This is a genomic window from Streptomyces sp. NPDC041124 (assembly GCF_055592385.1).
Map to the genome: position 1 here is coordinate 144,681 of NZ_JBVIYR010000004.1, position 16,307 is coordinate 160,987.

At 74.0% G+C, this 16,307-nt stretch carries 13 protein-coding genes; 4 read left to right on the top strand and 9 right to left on the bottom strand.

What is annotated here, in order from left to right; translation table 11 throughout:
* Window positions 1–144 precede the first annotated feature (144 nt).
* Window positions 145–1,194, top strand: a complete 1,050-nt coding sequence (locus tag ACZ6A9_RS12370; protein ID WP_468983365.1) for a DUF2637 domain-containing protein — start codon at window positions 145–147, stop codon at window positions 1,192–1,194.
* A 70-nt stretch (window positions 1,195–1,264) separates the two neighbouring features.
* Here the strand turns inward: ACZ6A9_RS12370 and ACZ6A9_RS12375 are convergent, their stop codons facing one another.
* Together ACZ6A9_RS12375 and ACZ6A9_RS12380 are read right to left on the bottom strand one after the other, a co-directional pair.
* Window positions 1,265–1,666, bottom strand: coding sequence for an ATP-binding protein (locus ACZ6A9_RS12375; RefSeq protein WP_468983368.1), 402 nt, complete (start codon window positions 1,664–1,666; stop codon window positions 1,265–1,267).
* Between the two features lie 225 nt (window positions 1,667–1,891).
* Complete coding sequence (locus tag ACZ6A9_RS12380) at window positions 1,892–2,509, bottom strand: hypothetical protein (protein ID WP_468983374.1); 618 nt, start codon at window positions 2,507–2,509, stop codon at window positions 1,892–1,894.
* 267 nt (window positions 2,510–2,776) lie between these two features.
* Here ACZ6A9_RS12380 and ACZ6A9_RS12385 point away from each other — a divergent pair, with 267 nt between their 5' ends.
* The gene (locus tag ACZ6A9_RS12385; RefSeq protein WP_468983376.1) at window positions 2,777–4,300 is read left to right on the top strand and encodes a helix-turn-helix domain-containing protein; all 1,524 of its coding nucleotides are present in this window, start codon (window positions 2,777–2,779) and stop codon (window positions 4,298–4,300) included.
* Between the two features lie 6 nt (window positions 4,301–4,306).
* Here ACZ6A9_RS12385 and ACZ6A9_RS12390 read toward each other — a convergent pair whose 3' ends face one another.
* Both ACZ6A9_RS12390 and ACZ6A9_RS12395 read right to left on the bottom strand, forming a co-directional pair.
* Window positions 4,307–6,052 (bottom strand): pyruvate dehydrogenase, encoded by a 1,746-nt coding sequence (locus ACZ6A9_RS12390; protein WP_468983378.1) that lies wholly within the window; start codon window positions 6,050–6,052, stop codon window positions 4,307–4,309.
* Between the two features lie 66 nt (window positions 6,053–6,118).
* Window positions 6,119–7,732: a protein phosphatase 2C domain-containing protein gene (locus ACZ6A9_RS12395; protein WP_468983381.1), complete on the bottom strand. Its 1,614-nt coding sequence runs from the start codon at window positions 7,730–7,732 to the stop codon at window positions 6,119–6,121.
* Between the two features lie 193 nt (window positions 7,733–7,925).
* Here ACZ6A9_RS12395 and ACZ6A9_RS12400 point away from each other — a divergent pair, with 193 nt between their 5' ends.
* A complete protein-coding gene (locus ACZ6A9_RS12400; protein ID WP_468983384.1) occupies window positions 7,926–8,408 on the top strand; it encodes a DUF456 domain-containing protein in 483 nt (160 codons plus the stop codon).
* A 40-nt stretch (window positions 8,409–8,448) separates the two neighbouring features.
* On the opposite strand, the gene ACZ6A9_RS12405 is transcribed toward ACZ6A9_RS12400, so the two are convergent.
* From ACZ6A9_RS12405 to ACZ6A9_RS12425, 5 genes are all read right to left on the bottom strand, one after another.
* On the bottom strand, window positions 8,449–8,943 hold the full coding sequence (locus tag ACZ6A9_RS12405) for a methylated-DNA--[protein]-cysteine S-methyltransferase (protein WP_468984580.1): 495 nt from the start codon (window positions 8,941–8,943) through the stop codon (window positions 8,449–8,451).
* 2 nt (window positions 8,944–8,945) lie between these two features.
* Window positions 8,946–10,385, bottom strand: a complete 1,440-nt coding sequence (locus ACZ6A9_RS12410; protein WP_468983386.1) for an AlkA N-terminal domain-containing protein — start codon at window positions 10,383–10,385, stop codon at window positions 8,946–8,948.
* A 9-nt stretch (window positions 10,386–10,394) separates the two neighbouring features.
* Complete coding sequence (gene rsgA, locus ACZ6A9_RS12415) at window positions 10,395–11,486, bottom strand: ribosome small subunit-dependent GTPase A (RefSeq protein WP_468983388.1); 1,092 nt, start codon at window positions 11,484–11,486, stop codon at window positions 10,395–10,397.
* 296 nt (window positions 11,487–11,782) lie between these two features.
* Window positions 11,783–13,267, bottom strand: coding sequence for a cellulose binding domain-containing protein (locus ACZ6A9_RS12420; RefSeq protein ID WP_468983391.1), 1,485 nt, complete (start codon window positions 13,265–13,267; stop codon window positions 11,783–11,785).
* A gap of 239 nt (window positions 13,268–13,506) precedes the next feature.
* A complete protein-coding gene (locus tag ACZ6A9_RS12425) occupies window positions 13,507–14,865 on the bottom strand; it encodes a radical SAM protein (RefSeq protein WP_468983394.1) in 1,359 nt (452 codons plus the stop codon).
* A 155-nt stretch (window positions 14,866–15,020) separates the two neighbouring features.
* Between ACZ6A9_RS12425 and ACZ6A9_RS12430 the strand changes: the two genes are divergently transcribed.
* Window positions 15,021–16,274 (top strand): D-arabinono-1,4-lactone oxidase, encoded by a 1,254-nt coding sequence (locus ACZ6A9_RS12430; protein WP_468983396.1) that lies wholly within the window; start codon window positions 15,021–15,023, stop codon window positions 16,272–16,274.
* The last annotated feature ends 33 nt before the right edge of the window (window positions 16,275–16,307 follow it).

A 16,307-nucleotide genomic window follows, 5' to 3' on the forward strand; every position in this document is an offset into this window, starting at 1 on the left:
CATACGGCAGTTCGAGCAGATCGCCGCCCTGGGCACCCCCTCGCGCTCCCGTGGCGGCCTCTTGCCCCGAAACCCCCTGAGGGCCGCCGGGATTGGGCCACTATGGCGGGCGTTACGCCCTATCCCAATGCAAGGGACCCCTAGATGAGACTGACCGACATATCGCTGAACTGGCTGCTTCCGGGCGCCGTGCTGCTCCTCGGCATGCTGGCGGCGGTGGCGGTGCTGGCGCGCGGGAAGCGCTCCTCGGTCAAGGACACGAGCGCGGACGACTCCTGGGAGCGCAGCGAGGAGCGCCGACGGCGCAAGGAAGCCGTCTACGGCACCGTCTCCTACGTCCTGCTGTTCTGCTGTGCGGCGGTCGCCGCCGCCCTCTCCTTCCACGGTCTGGTCGGCTTCGGCGAGCAGAACCTCGGCCTGTCCGGCGGCTGGCAGTACCTCGTCCCGTTCGGTCTGGACGGCGCGGCGATGTTCTGCTCGGTGCTCGCCGTGCGCGAGGCCAGTCACGGTGACGCGGCGCTCGGCTCGCGGATACTCGTATGGACGTTCGCCTTCGCGGCGGCCTGGTTCAACTGGGTGCACGCCCCCCGGGGCGTCGGCCACGCGGGCGCCCCGCACTTCTTCGCGGGCATGTCCCTGTCGGCGGCGGTCCTGTTCGACCGTGCGCTGAAGCAGACCCGGCGGGCCGCGCTGCGCGAGCAGGGCCTGGTCCCGCGTCCGCTCCCGCAGATCCGTATCGTGCGCTGGCTGCGTGCCCCCCGGGAGACCTACCGCGCATGGTCGCTGATGCTGCTCGAGGGCGTGCGCAGCCTCGACGAGGCGGTCGAGGAGGTCCGCGAGGACAAGATCCGCAAGGACGAGGCGAAGCAGCGCCGACGGGACCAGCAGCGGCTGGAGCGGGCCCGGCTGAAGGCGATCAGCCGCGGCCACCGGGGTCTGCCCGGCCGGGGCGGCGGTGGGCGGGAGCTGGAGACGGCGACCGTGGAGCGCGACGACGATCTGGTCTCCGCGGAGCCTGCCATATCGGCGTCGGAGGCCCTGCCCGTCCGCGCGCGTCACTCCCTGCAGCCGGTACGCACCGGTGGCGCTGACCCGCTGACCGTCGACCTCACCGCCGAGGACGACACCCAGGCCCTGCCGCGCCTGGACTCCCTGGAGCGCAAACTCAAGGACCTGGAGAAGCAGTTCGGCTGACGTCACCCGCCGGACCGACGGGGGTGCGGCCCGCCCGGGGCCGCACCCCCGCTCTCGTGCCGACGGCCCTTCAGGCGGCGTCCGCCTCCAGTTCGAACCAGACGGACTTGCCCACGTCGTGCTTCCTGACGCCCCACTCGTCGGCGAGGGACTCGACCAGCACCAACCCCCGGCCGTTGGTGCCCTCGTGGGCGCCCGGCAGGCGCGGCCGGGGATCACGGGCCACGAAGTCCCGCACTTCCACCCGCAGCCCACGGGGTCCGACGGTGGCCGTCAGCACCGCCCCGTCGTCGGTGTGCACCAGCGCGTTGGTGACGAGCTCGCTGGTGAGGAGCTCCGCGACCGCGGACCGCTCCGGCGTGCCCCAGTGCGCGAGCAGTTCCCGCAGTGCCCTGCGGGACTCCGGTACCGCTCTCAGATCCGCCCGTCCCAGTGTGCGCCTCAGCTGAGCCGCCGAAGCCTGACTCTTCATGGCCCCCGCCCGCGTGCCGATGTCGGTTCCCCCTACTGCTTGAACGCGTTCACGGGAATCATTGCCCGGTCACCCACGCGGCAGTCATACGGCTCGTGGACGGTGCGTAGTTGGCCGAAGTGCAGTGGCCACGTATGTGTGCGGGGCCGTCCTCCCGACCCCCGTGGCGAGAGGACGACCCCGGCGTTCCGCGGTGGTCGTGGTGGACGTGGTGGACGTGCGGGGTCAGTAGAGCTTGTTCACGGCCTTCTTCGCCGTCTTCTTGAAGGCGCCGACCGGCGCGTCGTCGAAGTCGCCCATCTGCCCCCAGCCGACGACGGTCACCGTCCTGCCGTCCCGTCCCACGGACAGCAGGTGGATGTCCGTGGCGCCCCAGGACGCCTCGGTGTGCAGTCCGTGCACCGTCGCGCCCTCCTCGACCGGCAGCGTGCCGTAGAAGCGGCCCTCGGCCTCGACCTCCGGGTCCGACGCCTCGATCCGGTCGGCGCAGGAACGGATCTCCTTGTTCAACAGGGCGGCCAGCGCCTTGCCCTTGGTGGCGGAGCCGGTGACGACGGTGACCTGGACGGCGCCCGTGTCGAGGTCGGTGTGGAAGACGCGGTGCCGGTAGTCGTAGGCCGGTACGCCCTCGCCCAGGCAGTACGCGAGCTCCACCGGGAAGCCGTCGGTGACCGGGCCCGCGGTCCAGGCGGACGACGGGTGCGGGGGCAGTTCGGAGGCGGCGAGGAACTTCGGCGGCACGGCCTTCGGTGCGGCGCCGGCCGGTGCGGTGAGTACGGTGCCGGCGGCGAGCGCGGCGACGGTGAGCGCGGTGAGTGCGGCGGCCCGGGTGCGGATGGGCATGGGTGTCCCCCGTGAGGTGTGCGTGATGGAAGGTCAAAGCCGTGCGCCGGCACCGCCGGGCTGGTCGTCCGGCGGCCGCCGGGGCGGTGCCACGAGCATCGGCCGCCGTGGGAGCCGGACGCAAGCACCGTCGCCCGATTCCCCGGCATGGAACCATCCCAGCCCCTCCGACGTGCAGGTACAGGGGAGCCTGGGACACCGTCCCGGGGCCCGGTCCGGGGTCGGAGCGAGTGCGGGGTGGCGGTGTCGGTGTCGGCACAGGACGACGTGAGTGAATTCGCGGCACTGCTGCGGACGCTGAAGGAACGCACGGACCGCAGCTACGGCTCGCTGGCCCGCCGCCTGAACATGAACACCTCGACACTGCACCGCTATTGCGCGGGCGAGGCGGTTCCCGTCGACTTCGCGCCCGTGGAGCGCTTCGCCGCCCTCTGCGGCGCGTCGGGCGAGGAACGCCTCGACCTCCACCGCCACTGGCTGCGCGCGCTGGAAGCCCGCCGGCAGCCACGTGGCACGGACCGCCCGGCGGGCGCGGGGGAGACGACGGAAGCACCGGCGGGCCCGGACCGCGACCCGGACGCGCCGTCCGGTCCTGACGCGCCGTCCCACCCGGACTCGCGCCCCCGCCCGGTTTCGCACCCCGGTCCGGACCCGCACCCCCGCCCGGCTTCGCCCTCCGGTCCGGGCGCGCCGGCCCGTCCGGATTCGGCCACCGGTGGCGCCGCCGACGATCCGTCACGTCGCCCCGGGCGGGCCGCAGGGCCGGGCTCGGGGTGCGTCGACCCGCCCGCGGGCGCTTCCCCGGCCGGTGCGGAGGCCGTGAGCGGCCCCCTGCCGCAGGGGGCGGAGGGCCGGCGGCCCTGGTACCGGCGACGGAAGCGGGTGGCCGTCGCCCTGGCCGCCGTGTGCGCACTGCTGGCGACCGTGGGGAGTCTGTCCGCGCTGCCGGAGGACCGGGAGACGACCGCCGGGGGGAAGATCCCCGGTGCGCCCTCGGCCGACCCCACGGCGACCGCTCCCGCGGCCCCGCCCCGCGGCCGTACCCCCTCGCCGTCCTCCTCCCCGGGTTCCGCCGCCGCCTCCGCGCCGCGGAAGGATGCCCCCACTTCCCCCGGCGGCCGGGGCGCCTCGTCCGCCCCGCCGGAGTCCGAGGGGCGGGCACCCGCCGGATCGCCGCCCCTCGCCTGGTCCGTCGACTCCCACGTGTGGGCGTACGGGTGCGGTCATGACTACGTCGTCGCCAAACCCCCCGGCCTGGTCCCCCCGCCCCCGGCACCGCAGGACGCCCGGACCTGGGCGGGAACGCAGGCGGCCGTGCACGGGGGCGAGACACGGGTGGAACTGTCGGTCCAGGGGACGTCCGGGACGGCCGTCGTCCTCACCGCGCTGCGGGTGCGGGTGACCGGCCGCACCGCACCCGCCTCCGGGAACGCCTACGCCATGGACCAGGGCTGCGGCGCGGCGCTCACCCCCCGGTCCTTCGACGTGGACCTGGACAAGGACCGGCCCGTCGCCCGCGCGGTCGCCGGGAACGACGCCGGCACCCCGATCCCGGCCGTGAGGATGCCCTACAGCGTCTCCGCCAGCGACCCGGAGGTGCTGCTGGTCACCGCCCGGACCGCCCGCTGCGACTGCCGCTGGTACCTGGAGCTGGACTGGTCCTCGCAGGGCCGCACCGGCACGGTCCGCGTCGACGACCGCGGGCGTCCCTTCCGCACCAGCGGCATCGAGGGCCTGCCCCACTACGAGTACGACACCTCCGCACGCGGCTGGCGGCCACGCGTGAAGTGAACCGCCCTACGGCCGGGGCACGTTGCGCAGGTTCGAGCGGGCCATCTGCGCCATCCGGCCGACTCCGCCGTCCAGCACCATCTTGGAGGCGGACAGGGCGAAGCCGGTCACCATCTCCTTGCTGATCTTCGGCGGGATGGACAGCGCGTTGGGGTCGGTGACGACGTCGACGAGGGCCGGACCCTTGTGCTTGAACGCCGACTTCAGCGCCCCGGTGAGGTCCTTCGGCTTCTCCACCCGCACCCCGTAGGCGCCGCAGGCGCGGGCGACGGCGGCGAAGTCGGGGTTCTTCATGGCGGTGCCGTGCGAGGGCAGGCCCGCGACCAGCATCTCCAACTCCACCATGCTGAGAGAGGAGTTGTTGAACAGAATGACCTTCACCGGCAGGTCGTACTGCACGAGGGTGAGGAAGTCGCCCATCAGCATGGTGAACCCGCCGTCGCCGGACATCGACACGACCTGCCGGCCCCGGTCGGTGAACTGCGCCCCGATCGCCATCGGCAGCGCGTTGGCCATCGAGCCGTGCGAGAAGGAACCGATCACCCTGCGGCGGCCGTTGGGCGAGATGTAGCGGGCCGCCCAGACGTTGCACATGCCGGTGTCGACGGTGAACACCGCGTCGTCGTCGGCCATCTCGTCCAGTACCGACGCCACGTACTCGGGATGGATCGGTACGTGCTTCTCCACCTTCCGCGTGTACGCCTTGACCACGCCCTCGAGCGCCTCCGCGTGCTTCTTCAGCATGCGGTCGAGGAACTTGCGGTTGTCCTTGGCCCGGACCCGGGGTGTCAGACAGCGCAGGGTCTCCTTCACGTCCCCCCACACGGCGAGGTCCAGCTTGGAGCGCCGGCCGATGATCTCGGGCCGCACGTCGACCTGGACGACCTTCACGTCGCCGCCGGGGAGGAAGGCGTTGTACGGGAAGTCGGTGCCGAGCAGGATCAGCAGGTCGCACTCGTGGGTGGCCTCGTAGGCGGCACCGTAGCCGAGCAGCCCGCTCATACCGACGTCGTACGGGTTGTCGTACTGGATCCATTCCTTGCCGCGCAGGGCGTGCCCGACCGGGGCCTTGATCTTCCCGGCGAACTCCATGACCTCCGCGTGCGCGCCCTTGGTCCCGGCGCCGCAGAACAGGGTGACCTTCTCGGCCCGGTCGATCATGTCGATGAGGCGGTCGATCTCGTCGTCGCCGGGGCGGACCGTGGGCCGGGAGGTGACCAGGGCGGTCTCGGGGGCCTGGTCCGGGGCGGGCTCGTCGGCGAGGTCGCCGGGGAGGGAGACGACGCTGACGCCGGAGCGGCCGACCGCGTGCTGGATGGCGGTGTCCAGCAGCCGGGGCATCTGCTTCGGGCTGGAGATCAGCTCGCTGTAGTGGCTGCACTCGCGGAACAGATGGTCGGGATGGGTCTCCTGGAAGTAGCCGAGGCCGATCTCGCTGGAGGGGATGTGCGAGGCGAGGGCGAGGACCGGGGCCATGGAGCGGTGGGCGTCGTAGAGGCCGTTGATGAGGTGCAGGTTGCCGGGGCCGCAGGAGCCGGCGCAGGCGGCGAGCTTCCCGGTGACCTGCGCCTCGGCTCCGGCGGCGAAGGCGGCGGTCTCCTCGTGCCGGACGTGGACCCAGTCGATGGCGGAGTTGCGGCGCACGGCGTCCACGACCGGGTTGAGACTGTCCCCGACGACGCCGTAGAGGCGTTTGACTCCCGCGCGGGTGAGGATGTCGACGAACTGTTCCGCGATGTTCTGTTTGGCCATGGGTTCCGTCTGCCCCTCCGGTGCCGAAGATGCCTGACGGGTTCCATGAAGTCACACCGGGCGCGCTCACGCCTCCCAAACGGCGACCGCCGTACGGTCGTCCGCGTACCCCTTGACCCGCACCTGGGTGTCGGCGAGGAAGGCGGCGAGGCCGGGCGGTTCGGGCCGGTTCCACCGGTCGGACAGGTGGGCACGGAGTTCCGGCTCGCCCCGCATCGGGTCGGCGAGGCCGGTGCCGCACATCAGCAGGGTGTCACCCGGGCGGGCTACGGAGGTGCGGAAGCGGAAGGGCTCGCGGGGTGGTTCGGGGGCGGGCTCGTAAGGGCTCGGGGGCGTGGGGATGCCCAGGTCCATGGTGAGGCGGTCGCCGCCGGGCGTCTCGGAGGGCGGTGAGCCGAAACCGAGGACGGGTTCACCCCTGACCTCGGCGGCCTCGGGTTCGATGTCCTGCCACTCGCCGTCCCGCAGCCGGAACAGCCCGCCGGGACCGACCCCGAAGAAGACCCGGGTGCGGCACTCGGGGTCGGCGGGCAGCAGCAGGACGCGCAGGGTGGCCGCGTAGGCGTCGGGTGCGAGGCCCTGTTCGGCGGCGCCGGCGCGGAGCCTGCCGAGGCTGCGGTCGGTGAGCCGGTGCAGGCCCGACTTGAGCTCGCCGCGCCGGGCGGCCCTGATGTCGTCGACGAGGCGGGCGTGGCTGCGCCCCACCTCCCGGCCGATCCAGCGGCAGACCTCCGCGGCGGCCAGGTGCGCCCCGGGTGCGGCACGGGTGCCGGTCGCCAGGGCCACCAGGAGCAGGGCCCGCTCGCCCGAGCCGAACCGGGCGGTCAGCAGGGCGTCGCGCCGGGATTCGCCCCGGTAGCGCGCGGAGTCCCCGCGTACGGAGGCGGCGCGCAGGGTGCAGGCGCCGTACCGGGCGCCCTCCAGCACGGTGTCCGGTACCAGGCCGTCCAGTTCGTCGGGGTCGGCCTCGGGGAGCGCGGTGGGTTCCGCGTCGTAGGTGGGCGGCCGGGAGCCGACGTGGCCGCGGGAGGGGGGCGCCGGGCGGGGGGCGACGCGCGGGTCGGCGGGTGGCGGCGCGTCCGCGGGCACGGGGGTGGCGGGTCCCCGCTCGTCGGCGGCCGGGTCGGGGAAGGGCGTCCACGTGCCGAAGGCCATGGGTGGCGGGGAGGGAGAAGCCCCCCTCGGACCACCGGTGCCCGCCGGGACGTCCCGGCGGGTGTCCCGTGGGGCGTCTCCGTCCACGCCCTGCCGGGCGTCCCGGCCGGCGTCGGTCGGTGCGGCTGGGTCGGAGTGGTGCGGGGTGGCCCGGCCGGGTTTTCGCGCGGTGTCGGGGGTCGCGGCCTGCGGGTGCTGCGGGGTGACCGGGGGCGGCGCGGCCTGCGGGTGCTGCGGGGTGGGCGGGCGAGGGGGCTTCGGGGGGAAGGTGACCGGGGGTGTGGGGGCGGCGGGCGGGGGCTCCCACGGGGCGCGGGACGTAGGGGCGTGGCGGGGCGGGGGGACTCTCCTCACGGAGGGCGGCGGGGTCGGCCGGCCGGAGTCCAGCGTGCCGGACGCCGAGGCGAAACGGTCGTCCAGGGAATCGGGCGCCGGGGCGGGACCCGTGTCGCCGGCGGCGTCGTCGTAGAGCTGTGCCCACCAGTCGTCCTCAGGACCGGTGGGCCTTCCCCCCTGCTGACTCATGCCCCCCATTCTCGCCCCGGCGGGCCGGATGAAAACGGCGCATCCGGAAAATCCCCGCCCGTGGCCGCGCGCCGGAGGGCCGCTCGGGTGAAGGGCGGGGCGGCTGTGCGACGGGAGGCGGAACGGCCTCGGGGCGGGCGGCCGCGCGGCCTCCCGTGGTGCAGCCCTCCCCCGCCTCCTGCACCCTGGACAGATGGGAGCGTGGGACCTCCTGCTGGCCGGACTGGTGCTCCTGCTCGGCCTGTGCGGAGTGCTGCTGCCAGGAGTGCCCGGGTCGTGGCTGGTGTGGGCCGCGGTCCTGTGGTGGGCGCTGAAGGACCCCCGGCCCGTCGCGTGGTGGGTGTGCGTGGGGGCGACCGCGGTGCTGTTGCTGTCGCAGGTGGCGCGCTGGGCCCTGCCGCCGCGCCGGCTCCGCGCGGGCGGCGCCGACACGCGGATGCTGGCGTACGGGGGCTGCGGCTCGTTCCTGGGTTTCGTGCTGCTGCCCGTGGTCGGCGCGGTCCCGGGGTTCCTCGCCGGGATCTACCTCCATGAGCGGATCCGCCTGGGCCGTCGCGGCGAGGCGGTCGCGGCGACGCGCACGGCGATGCGTTCGGGCGGCTGGAGCCTGCTGACGGAACTGTTCGCCTGCCAGCTGATCGCGGCGGCCTGGCTGGGAGCGGTGTTCTGGAGCTGACGGGCTCGCCGGAGCACGTGCTCAGGGCCGGGGCAGGTGCTCAGGACCTCAGCGCACCCTCGTGGGTCAGCAGCCGCACCTTCCGCTCCAGGCCGCCCGCGTACCCGGTGAGTGAGCCGTCGGAGCCGATCACCCGGTGGCAGGGGCGGACGATGAGCAGCGGGTTGGCGCCGATCGCGCCGCCCACGGCGCGTACGGCGGGCCGGGACGCGCCGATCCGCGCCGCGATCTCACCGTAGGAGACGGTCGCCCCGTAGGGGACGTCGTCGAGCGCGGCCCACACCTTCTCGCGGAAGGGTGTGCCGACGGCGCTCGTGGCCAGCCGGAACTCCCTGAGCTCCCCGGCGAAGTACGCGGCGAGCTGCCGCTCGGCCTCGCGGAACGGCCCCGCGTCGCGCCGCCAGTCGTCGAGCACGGTGCGCCCGCCCTTCTGGCCGGGCACGGAGAGCGAGGTCAGCTCACCGGTCGGGGCGGCGGTGAGCAGCAGCGGCCCGACGGGGCTGTCGACCCGCGTCCAGTACGTCACGGTGTCCATCATCACTCCAACTCCCCTGCGGCACGCAGGTGGTTCAGGGCGTACGAGCGCCAGGGGCGCCAGCTGTCGGGGACGTCCGGACCGGGCGGGGCCACGTCCGGGTCGCCGAGGGCACGGGTGCGGATCGCCGCGATCGTACGGTCGTCGAGGCCGGGGACGGCGGCGAGGGCGTCCCGGGCGGCGTCCCGGTCGGCGCCGGGACCGAGGCGTACCGTGCCGTCGGCGAGGGCGGCGGTGAGCGCGCCGAGCGTGCCGTGCGGCTCGGCCCCGGCGAGGACGCCGGGTTCGGGGAACAGGTGGGTGAGACTCCCGCAGGGGGCGTCGAGCCTCTTGCCGTAGCGCCGGACCAGCTCCGCGGCCTCCTCGCGGCCCACCAGCGCGCGCACCGCCAGTTCGTCGGGGTCGGCGGCTCCCGGGGAGCGCAGGCCGGGCCGGGCGGCGACCAGCGGGGCGAGCCGGGTGAAGGCGCCGAGGCGTTCGTCGACGGCGTACGGGTCGGCGTCCAGGTCGAACAGCCGCCGCAGTCGCTGGACGGCGGTGGTCAGGTCGCGCAGGTCGGTGAGGTGGAGCCGGGCGTCCAGCCAGCCCCCGGCGTGGGCGCCGGAACCGGTGTGCGTGCGCTCGTCGACGGCGGCGATGCCGGTGCCGTGCGGGAGGCGCAGGGTGCGCCGGTAGGTGCGGGCGCCGGGGGTGCCGCCGACCTCCTCGACGCCCGGGACGGCCTCCCGCTCCAGCAGGTCCAGGACGGGCCCCGCCCGGTAGGGGCCGCGGTGGGCGAGCCGCAGGGGGATCCCGGCGGAGGGGGTGCCGCCGCGTGCCCGGGCCCGGTGGGACGGCGCGGAGGCGCGCAGTGCGCTGGGCGTGGTGGCGTACACGGCGCGCACCGTGTCGTTGAACTGCCGCACGCTGGCGAATCCCGCGGCGAAGGCGATCTCGGTGACCGGCAGGCCGGTGGTCTGCAGGAGCACGCGCGCGGCGTGCGCCCGCTGGGCCCGGGCCAGTGCGACGGGTCCCGCGCCGAGTTCGCCGGTGAGCTGGCGCTGCACCTGGCGGGCGCTGTAGCCGAGGCGGGCGGCGAGCCCGGCGACGCCCTCGCGGTCGACGACGCCGTCGGCGATCAGCCGTACGGCCCGGCCCACGACGTCGGCCCGTACGTTCCACTCGGCGGAGCCGGGCACGGCGTCCGGGCGGCACCGCCGGCAGGCCCGGAACCCGGAGCCCTGCGCGGCGGCAGCGGTCGGGAAGAACCGCACGTTGGGCCGTTTGGGGGTGACGGCGGGGCAGCTGGGCCGGCAGTAGATGCCGGTCGTCGCCACGGCGAAGAAGAACGCCCCGTCGAACCGGGCGTCCCGGCTGCGCACCGCCTCGTACCTGCTGTCGTCGTCCTTCACACCGTCCAGTCTCCGCCGGCCGGGGGCTCCCGGCTGGCGGAAATCGGACATGGCGGTGGGCTACCGGAGACGGCCCCGCTTGGCCTCCATCGCCGCCCTGCCGATGGCGCCCTTGCGCTTCCAGTCCTTGCGGATCTCCGCGCGCACCCGGGCGTCGGTCTTGGCGACGATGTACTGGTTCTCGCGGAGCAGCTTGCGGTAGCTGTCCAGGCGGCGCTGCGGCAGCTCACCGGTCTCGACGGCTTCGAGGACCGCGCAGCCGGGCTCGCTCTCGTGGGCGCAGTCGTGGAAGCGGCAGTTCCCGGCGAGCTCCTCGATCTCGGCGAACACCTGGCCCACGCCGGTTCCGGCGTCCCACAGTCCGACGCCCCGCAGCCCCGGGGTGTCGATGAGGACTCCCCCGCCGGGCAGCACCAGCAGGTTGCGGGTGGTCGTGGTGTGGCGGCCCTTGCCGTCGACGTCCCGGACCGCCCGGACGTCCATCACGTCCTCGCCGAGGAGCGCGTTGGCCAGGGTGGACTTGCCGGCACCGGACTGTCCGAGCAGCACCGTGGTGCCGCCGGCGGTGACGGCGGCGAGGACGTCGATGCCGTCGCCGTCCCTGGCGCTGACGGTGATCACCGGCACGCCGGGGGCGCTGGTCTCCACGTCGTGGACGAGATGCCCCCGGGTGGCGGCGTCCGGCACCAGGTCGGCCTTGGTGAGCACGACCACCGGCTGCGCCCCGGACTCCCAGGCGAGCGCGAGGAACCGTTCGATCCGGGCCAGGTCGAGTTCGGCGGCGAGGGAGACGGCGACGACGGCGTGGTCGACGTTGGCGGCGAGGATCTGCCCCTCGGACCGCTTGGAGGAGGTGGAGCGCACGAAGGCGGTCCGGCGGGGCAGGCAGGCGCGTACGTAGCGGGGGTTGCCGCCGGGTTCGACGGCGACCCAGTCGCCCGTGCACACGACCCGCAGGGGGTCGTGCGGGGTGACGAAGGCGGTGTCGGCGCGCAGCAGCCCGTCGGCGGTGACGACGTCGCACTGGCCGCGGTCGACGCGGACCACGCGTCCGGGCAGGAGCCCTTCGGCGTCGTAGGGGGCGAACTGTTCGGCCCATGCGTCGTCCCAGCCGTACGGGGCGAGCGCGGAGGACGGGGAGAGGGAACTCAAGGGGGTGACCCTTCGGGTGGGCGGCCCCGGCGGTCACACGGACGCGGCAGGCGTACGCGGACAGGAAAAGGTGAGGTCAGCCGGTGGCCACGGAGGTGGACGTGACGGATGCGTGGGCGCGGGCAGCGCCCGGCGTGGCGACAGTCATCGTTCGACACCTCCTCGGTGCTCGGAGTTCCGGTACGGCGGCGGATGGCCGCCGTGCGATCCGTGGTCAGAGTAGCCCGTGGGCGTCCCGGCCCGTCAACCGGTTTTTCCTGACGCCGGTGTCATGCCGTGCCGTCCGGGGGCCCGCCTCACGCCGTCACGCAGGTGCGGCCGTTGAGGGTGAAGCCGGTCGGCGGGGTGTTGGTGCCGTGCCAGGAGGCGAGGAAGCCGAAGGCGAGTGTGCCGCCGGCCGCGACCGTCTTGTTGTAGTCGGCGGGGGTGGCGGTGACGCGGGAGCCGTCCTGGTCCGCGGAGGCGTCCCACGCCTGGGTGATGCGCTGGCCGTCCGGGAAGGTGAAGCCGACGCGCCAGGAGTCGAGCGGGTGCGGCGCGGTCACGGTGACGGTGGCCTGGAAGCCGTCGGGCCACTGGTTGACGAGGGCGTAGTCGACCCGGCAGGGGGCGGGGCCGCCGCGGGCGGCGGTGGTCTCGGGCGCGGCGGTGGCGGACGAGGTGCCCTGGGGTTCGGGGTCGGGGTGCGTCCCTTCCGGGGTGCGCTCGGGGGTGCGCCCGGCTGACGGGCCCGGGGATCCGGGGGCGGTGTCGTCCGGCTCGGCGGTGGGGGCGGGCGGCAGGGAGGGGCCGGAGTCGGCCGCCGGCGGGCGGTCGGTGTCGGGGCGGGCGGCGCTCTCGGCGGCACCGTCCCCGAACGGCATCAGGGAGACCGCGAGCGCGAGGAGGGAGACGAGGGCGGCGGCGGCCAGCAGCCCGTGCCGGGCGACGCGGTTCCCGCCGTCGCCGTTTGACGGGTCGTCGCCGTCGGGCCGGTCCGGGCGTCCGGCTCCGAGCCGGACCTCGGCGGCGCGGCGGCGGCGTTCCAGGTAGGCGAGGCCGCCCCAGCCGATCACCCCGCCGGCCAGTGCGCCGGGCAGGCCTCCGCCGTGCAGCCGCAGACAGGCGGCAGCCTCGGCGCACGGGTGGCAGGTGGCGAGGTGCCGGGAGAGGTCGCCGGGGGTGTCGGCGGCCGGCGAGCGGGTGACGGCGTCGAGGAGCCGGGCGTAGCTGCGGCACTCGGCGTCGAGCGGGGAGTCGAGGTGGTTGCGGTGGCAGCGGTCGCGGAACAGGAGGCCGACCTGGGCGAGTTCGTCGGTGACCGTGTCGGGGTCGAGGCCGAGCCGGCGGGCGACCAGGGGCAGGGGCAGCGCCTCCACCTCGGCCAGCCACAGCAGTTCCGCGTCCGCCTGCTGGAGGTCGCGCAACCCGCGTACGGCGACCGGGCGTTGCAGCGGCGGCCCGGTGTAGCGGGCGGCCTGCCCGGAGTGCAGCCACAGGCGGAGGTCGGGGTCGAGCTTGTGTCCCTGTCCGGCTTCCTCCCAGGCGGCCGCGGTGGTGCGGACGGCGGTCAGCAGCAGGGGTATCCGGGGCAGCCGGGCGGAGCGGCGGCCGGTTCCGCGCGGGGAGCCGGTCTCGGCGGCGCGCAGTTCTCCTATGCCCTGGGTGAATGCCTCGCGGGCCAGTTCAGCGGTGGCGGCGGATCCCGCCGTGCACAGGTCGGCGTAGGAGAGCACCGCGTCCCAGCACTCGGTGAACAGGACCGCTTCGGTGGCGTCCTGAGGGCTCGGCAGGTCGGGCATGAGGCTCCTGCATCCACGAACGAGGTCAACTCGCCTTATTGGCAGTGGAGTTTGGGGAACCTCGCGGAGGTGGACGAGAGCTTTTCACGTCGTCGACACAACTGACAAGCGCTGCCTTCACTTTCCGTGGCCGCGCGGCAACCCCTCGCGTGGACAATACGCAAGGAAGGCCGGAACGTCTCGGTTCCGGCCTTCCCGATTCCTCTTCGACGGCCGTTCGACGACGGCCCTCCGATGTCTCAGACGGTCTCCGCGGCCTCCGCGGTCCCCGTGCCGTCCGCGGCGTCCGCGGCGTCCTGCGCGGGCAGGCTGTCCATGAAGGAGCTGACCGAGAACACCGCCTGGCCGGGTCCGGGCGGCCCGTAGCCGGGGGGCGAGGAGAGACCGAAGTCCTCCATCGTCTGCCGGTAGGCCTGGAGCAGCCGGATGTGGTACTCCAGCGGGGCGCCCTGCGGGTTGGCCTTGCCGAGCGGGGTGGTGGGCTCGGGGCACCAGGTGGTGAAGCGGGGCGTGATGCCGTGCGACATGAAGAAGCGCAGCCCCTCGGTGGTGGAGGCGATGGCCTCGTCGACCGTCTTGAAGCCGAACGGCTCGGCCATCTCCACGCCCGCCACGAAGTTGGGGATCACGTTGCGCGCGCCGAAGACGTCCGCGGAGTCCAGGACGCGCCGGTGCCACTCGTCACGGCCGACGTAGCGCTCCTTGCCCGGGCAGAAGATCTTGAAGAGGTACTCGTCCCACACCTCGTAGTTGGGGTGGTAGATCTGCACGCCGTAGTCCTTGAAGCGCTGCACGTCGTCGCGGGGCAGCGCCTGGGCGACGACCTTGCCGATCCAGCGGCCGGGGAAGCGCTCCTCGATGGCCTTGGCGTAGTGGCCGTAGAAGTCGGCCTCGTCGCGTCCGGAGACGGTCTTGGTGATGGCGCCGCCGGTGAGGGTGTAGGCGGTGGAGGCCTTCGCCGTGTCGTACCGGTCGATGATCTCCAGGGCCTCCAGCACCTCCTCGACGTCCTTCACGCCGGTGTAGGGCCGGCCGGCCGCCTTGTGCTGGCGCCAGTTGTGATTGATGTCGCAGTACTGGCACTCCTCCTTGGCGCCGAAGTACTGGCAGACCCGGAAGACCGTCAGGTAGATCAGGTAGCCCCACTGGATGGTGGGGGCGACCTCCATGACGGACTTCCCGCTGGAGAGGGTGTGCCGGTAGTACTCGGGCATGGGCGGCACGCCGACGTCGGAGATCCGCCTGCCGTCGAGGTAGAGGCCGAGCACGCCGTGCTCGTCGGCGGCGACCCGGTAGGGGGAGGCGGGGTTCACCCGCACCGACACCACCGTGCGGCGCAGGTCGTACGGACCTCCCGTGAGGATGATCTCCTCCGGCGGGCGCCGCAGCGCGGCCTCGCCCAGCTCGGGCAGGGTGCCGTGGTCGAAGGAGAAGATGAAGTACGACTTCGGTTTGACCTCGCCGCTCTCGTTGTCGCTGAGCGCGGACGGATCGAAGGCCACACCGCCGCGCAGCAGGTCCTCCTTGAAGACGGCCTCGCGCGGCACGTGCGGGAACCGCTCCATCAGATCCTCGACCAGCGCGGTACGGCTGCCCATCCCGTGTTCTCCTCCCGGTTCGGACGTACGACTCCTCACGGTATGCCCCCGGCCGGACATCCGTGGTGGCGGGTCCCCCCACATGGCGTGGGTCACTCCCGGGATAGGTTCCGACCGGGGTCTCTTCCGGCCCCGGGGGCAGGGAAGGTGGAGGGATGGCCGAGAGCGTCACCAACTGGGCGGGCAACATCACGTTCGCCGCCGGGGAGCCGCACCGCCCGCGGAGCCTGGACGCGCTGCGGGATCTGGTCGCCGGGAGTGCGCGCGTGCGCGTCCTCGGCAGCGGGCACTCCTTCAACGAGATCGCCGAGCCCGGCGAGGACGGTGTCCTCCTCTCCCTCGGCGCGCTGCCGCCCGGGATCGACGTGGACACGACCGCCCGGACGGTACGGGTCGGGGGCGGCGTGCGGTACGCGGAGCTGGCACGGGAGGTGCACCGGCAGGGGCTGGCGCTGGCGAACATGGCGTCACTGCCGCACATCTCGGTGGCCGGCTCGGTCGCCACCGGTACCCACGGCTCCGGGGTCGGCAACGGTCCGCTCGCCTCGTCCGTGCGCGCGGTCGACCTGGTCACGGCGGACGGCTCGGCGGTGACCCTGGCGCGCGGCGACGAGCGGTTCGGCGGTGCGGTCACCTCGCTGGGCGCGCTCGGCGTGGTCACCGCGCTCACGCTGGACCTGGAGCCGGCGTTCGAGGTGGAGCAGTACGTGTTCACCGAGCTGCCCCTGGAAGGGCTGGACGCCGCCGTGTTCGAAGCGGTGATGTCGGCGGCGTACAGCGTGAGCCTGTTCACCGACTGGCGCAAGCCGGGCTTCGGCCAGGTGTGGGTGAAGCGGCGCACCGACCAGCCGCTGATGGACTTCCCCTGGGCCCCGCCCGCCGCCGAGAAGATGCACCCGGTGCCGGGGATGCCGGCGGTGAACTGCACGGAGCAGTTCGGGGTGCCGGGGCCCTGGCACGAGCGACTGCCGCACTTCCGGGCGGAGTTCACGCCGAGCAGCGGGGCGGAGCTCCAGTCGGAGTACCTGCTGCCGCGCGCATCGGCCATCGGCGCGCTGCGGGCGCTGGACGCGGTCCGGGAGACCGTCGCCCCGGTGCTGCAGACCTGCGAGGTGCGCACCGTCGCCGCCGACGACCAGTGGCTCGGCCCCGCGTACGGCCGGGACACGGTGGCCGTCCACTTCACCTGGGTCGAGGACACCCGGACCGTGCTGCCCGTGGTGACGCGGGTGGAGGAGGCGCTGGCACCGTACGGCGCGCGGCCGCACTGGGGGAAGGTGTTCACCACACCGGCGGCGGAGCTGCAGGCGCGCTACCCGCGCCTGCACGACTTCCGGGCGCTGGTGCGTGAGCTGGACCCGGCCGGCACGTTCACCAACGCCTTCGTCCGGGACGTCCTGGGCGACTGACCCCGACGGGCCGGCCCCGCGCGTCCGGCCGGT

Coding starts and splice junctions, on each gene's coding strand:
- ACZ6A9_RS12375 (WP_468983368.1), bottom strand. CDS start 1,666: ATGAAGAGTCAGGCTTCGGCGGCTCAGCTGAGGCGCACACTGGGACGG.
- ACZ6A9_RS12410 (WP_468983386.1), bottom strand. CDS start 10,385: ATGTCCGATTTCCGCCAGCCGGGAGCCCCCGGCCGGCGGAGACTGGAC.
- ACZ6A9_RS12425 (WP_468983394.1), bottom strand. CDS start 14,865: ATGGGCAGCCGTACCGCGCTGGTCGAGGATCTGATGGAGCGGTTCCCG.
- ACZ6A9_RS12430 (WP_468983396.1), top strand. CDS start 15,021: ATGGCCGAGAGCGTCACCAACTGGGCGGGCAACATCACGTTCGCCGCC.
- ACZ6A9_RS12405 (WP_468984580.1), bottom strand. CDS start 8,943: ATGGACACCGTGACGTACTGGACGCGGGTCGACAGCCCCGTCGGGCCG.
- ACZ6A9_RS12420 (WP_468983391.1), bottom strand. CDS start 13,267: ATGCCCGACCTGCCGAGCCCTCAGGACGCCACCGAAGCGGTCCTGTTC.
- ACZ6A9_RS12380 (WP_468983374.1), bottom strand. CDS start 2,509: ATGCCCATCCGCACCCGGGCCGCCGCACTCACCGCGCTCACCGTCGCC.
- ACZ6A9_RS12370 (WP_468983365.1), top strand. CDS start 145: ATGAGACTGACCGACATATCGCTGAACTGGCTGCTTCCGGGCGCCGTG.
- ACZ6A9_RS12395 (WP_468983381.1), bottom strand. CDS start 7,732: ATGAGTCAGCAGGGGGGAAGGCCCACCGGTCCTGAGGACGACTGGTGG.
- ACZ6A9_RS12400 (WP_468983384.1), top strand. CDS start 7,926: ATGGGAGCGTGGGACCTCCTGCTGGCCGGACTGGTGCTCCTGCTCGGC.
- ACZ6A9_RS12390 (WP_468983378.1), bottom strand. CDS start 6,052: ATGGCCAAACAGAACATCGCGGAACAGTTCGTCGACATCCTCACCCGC.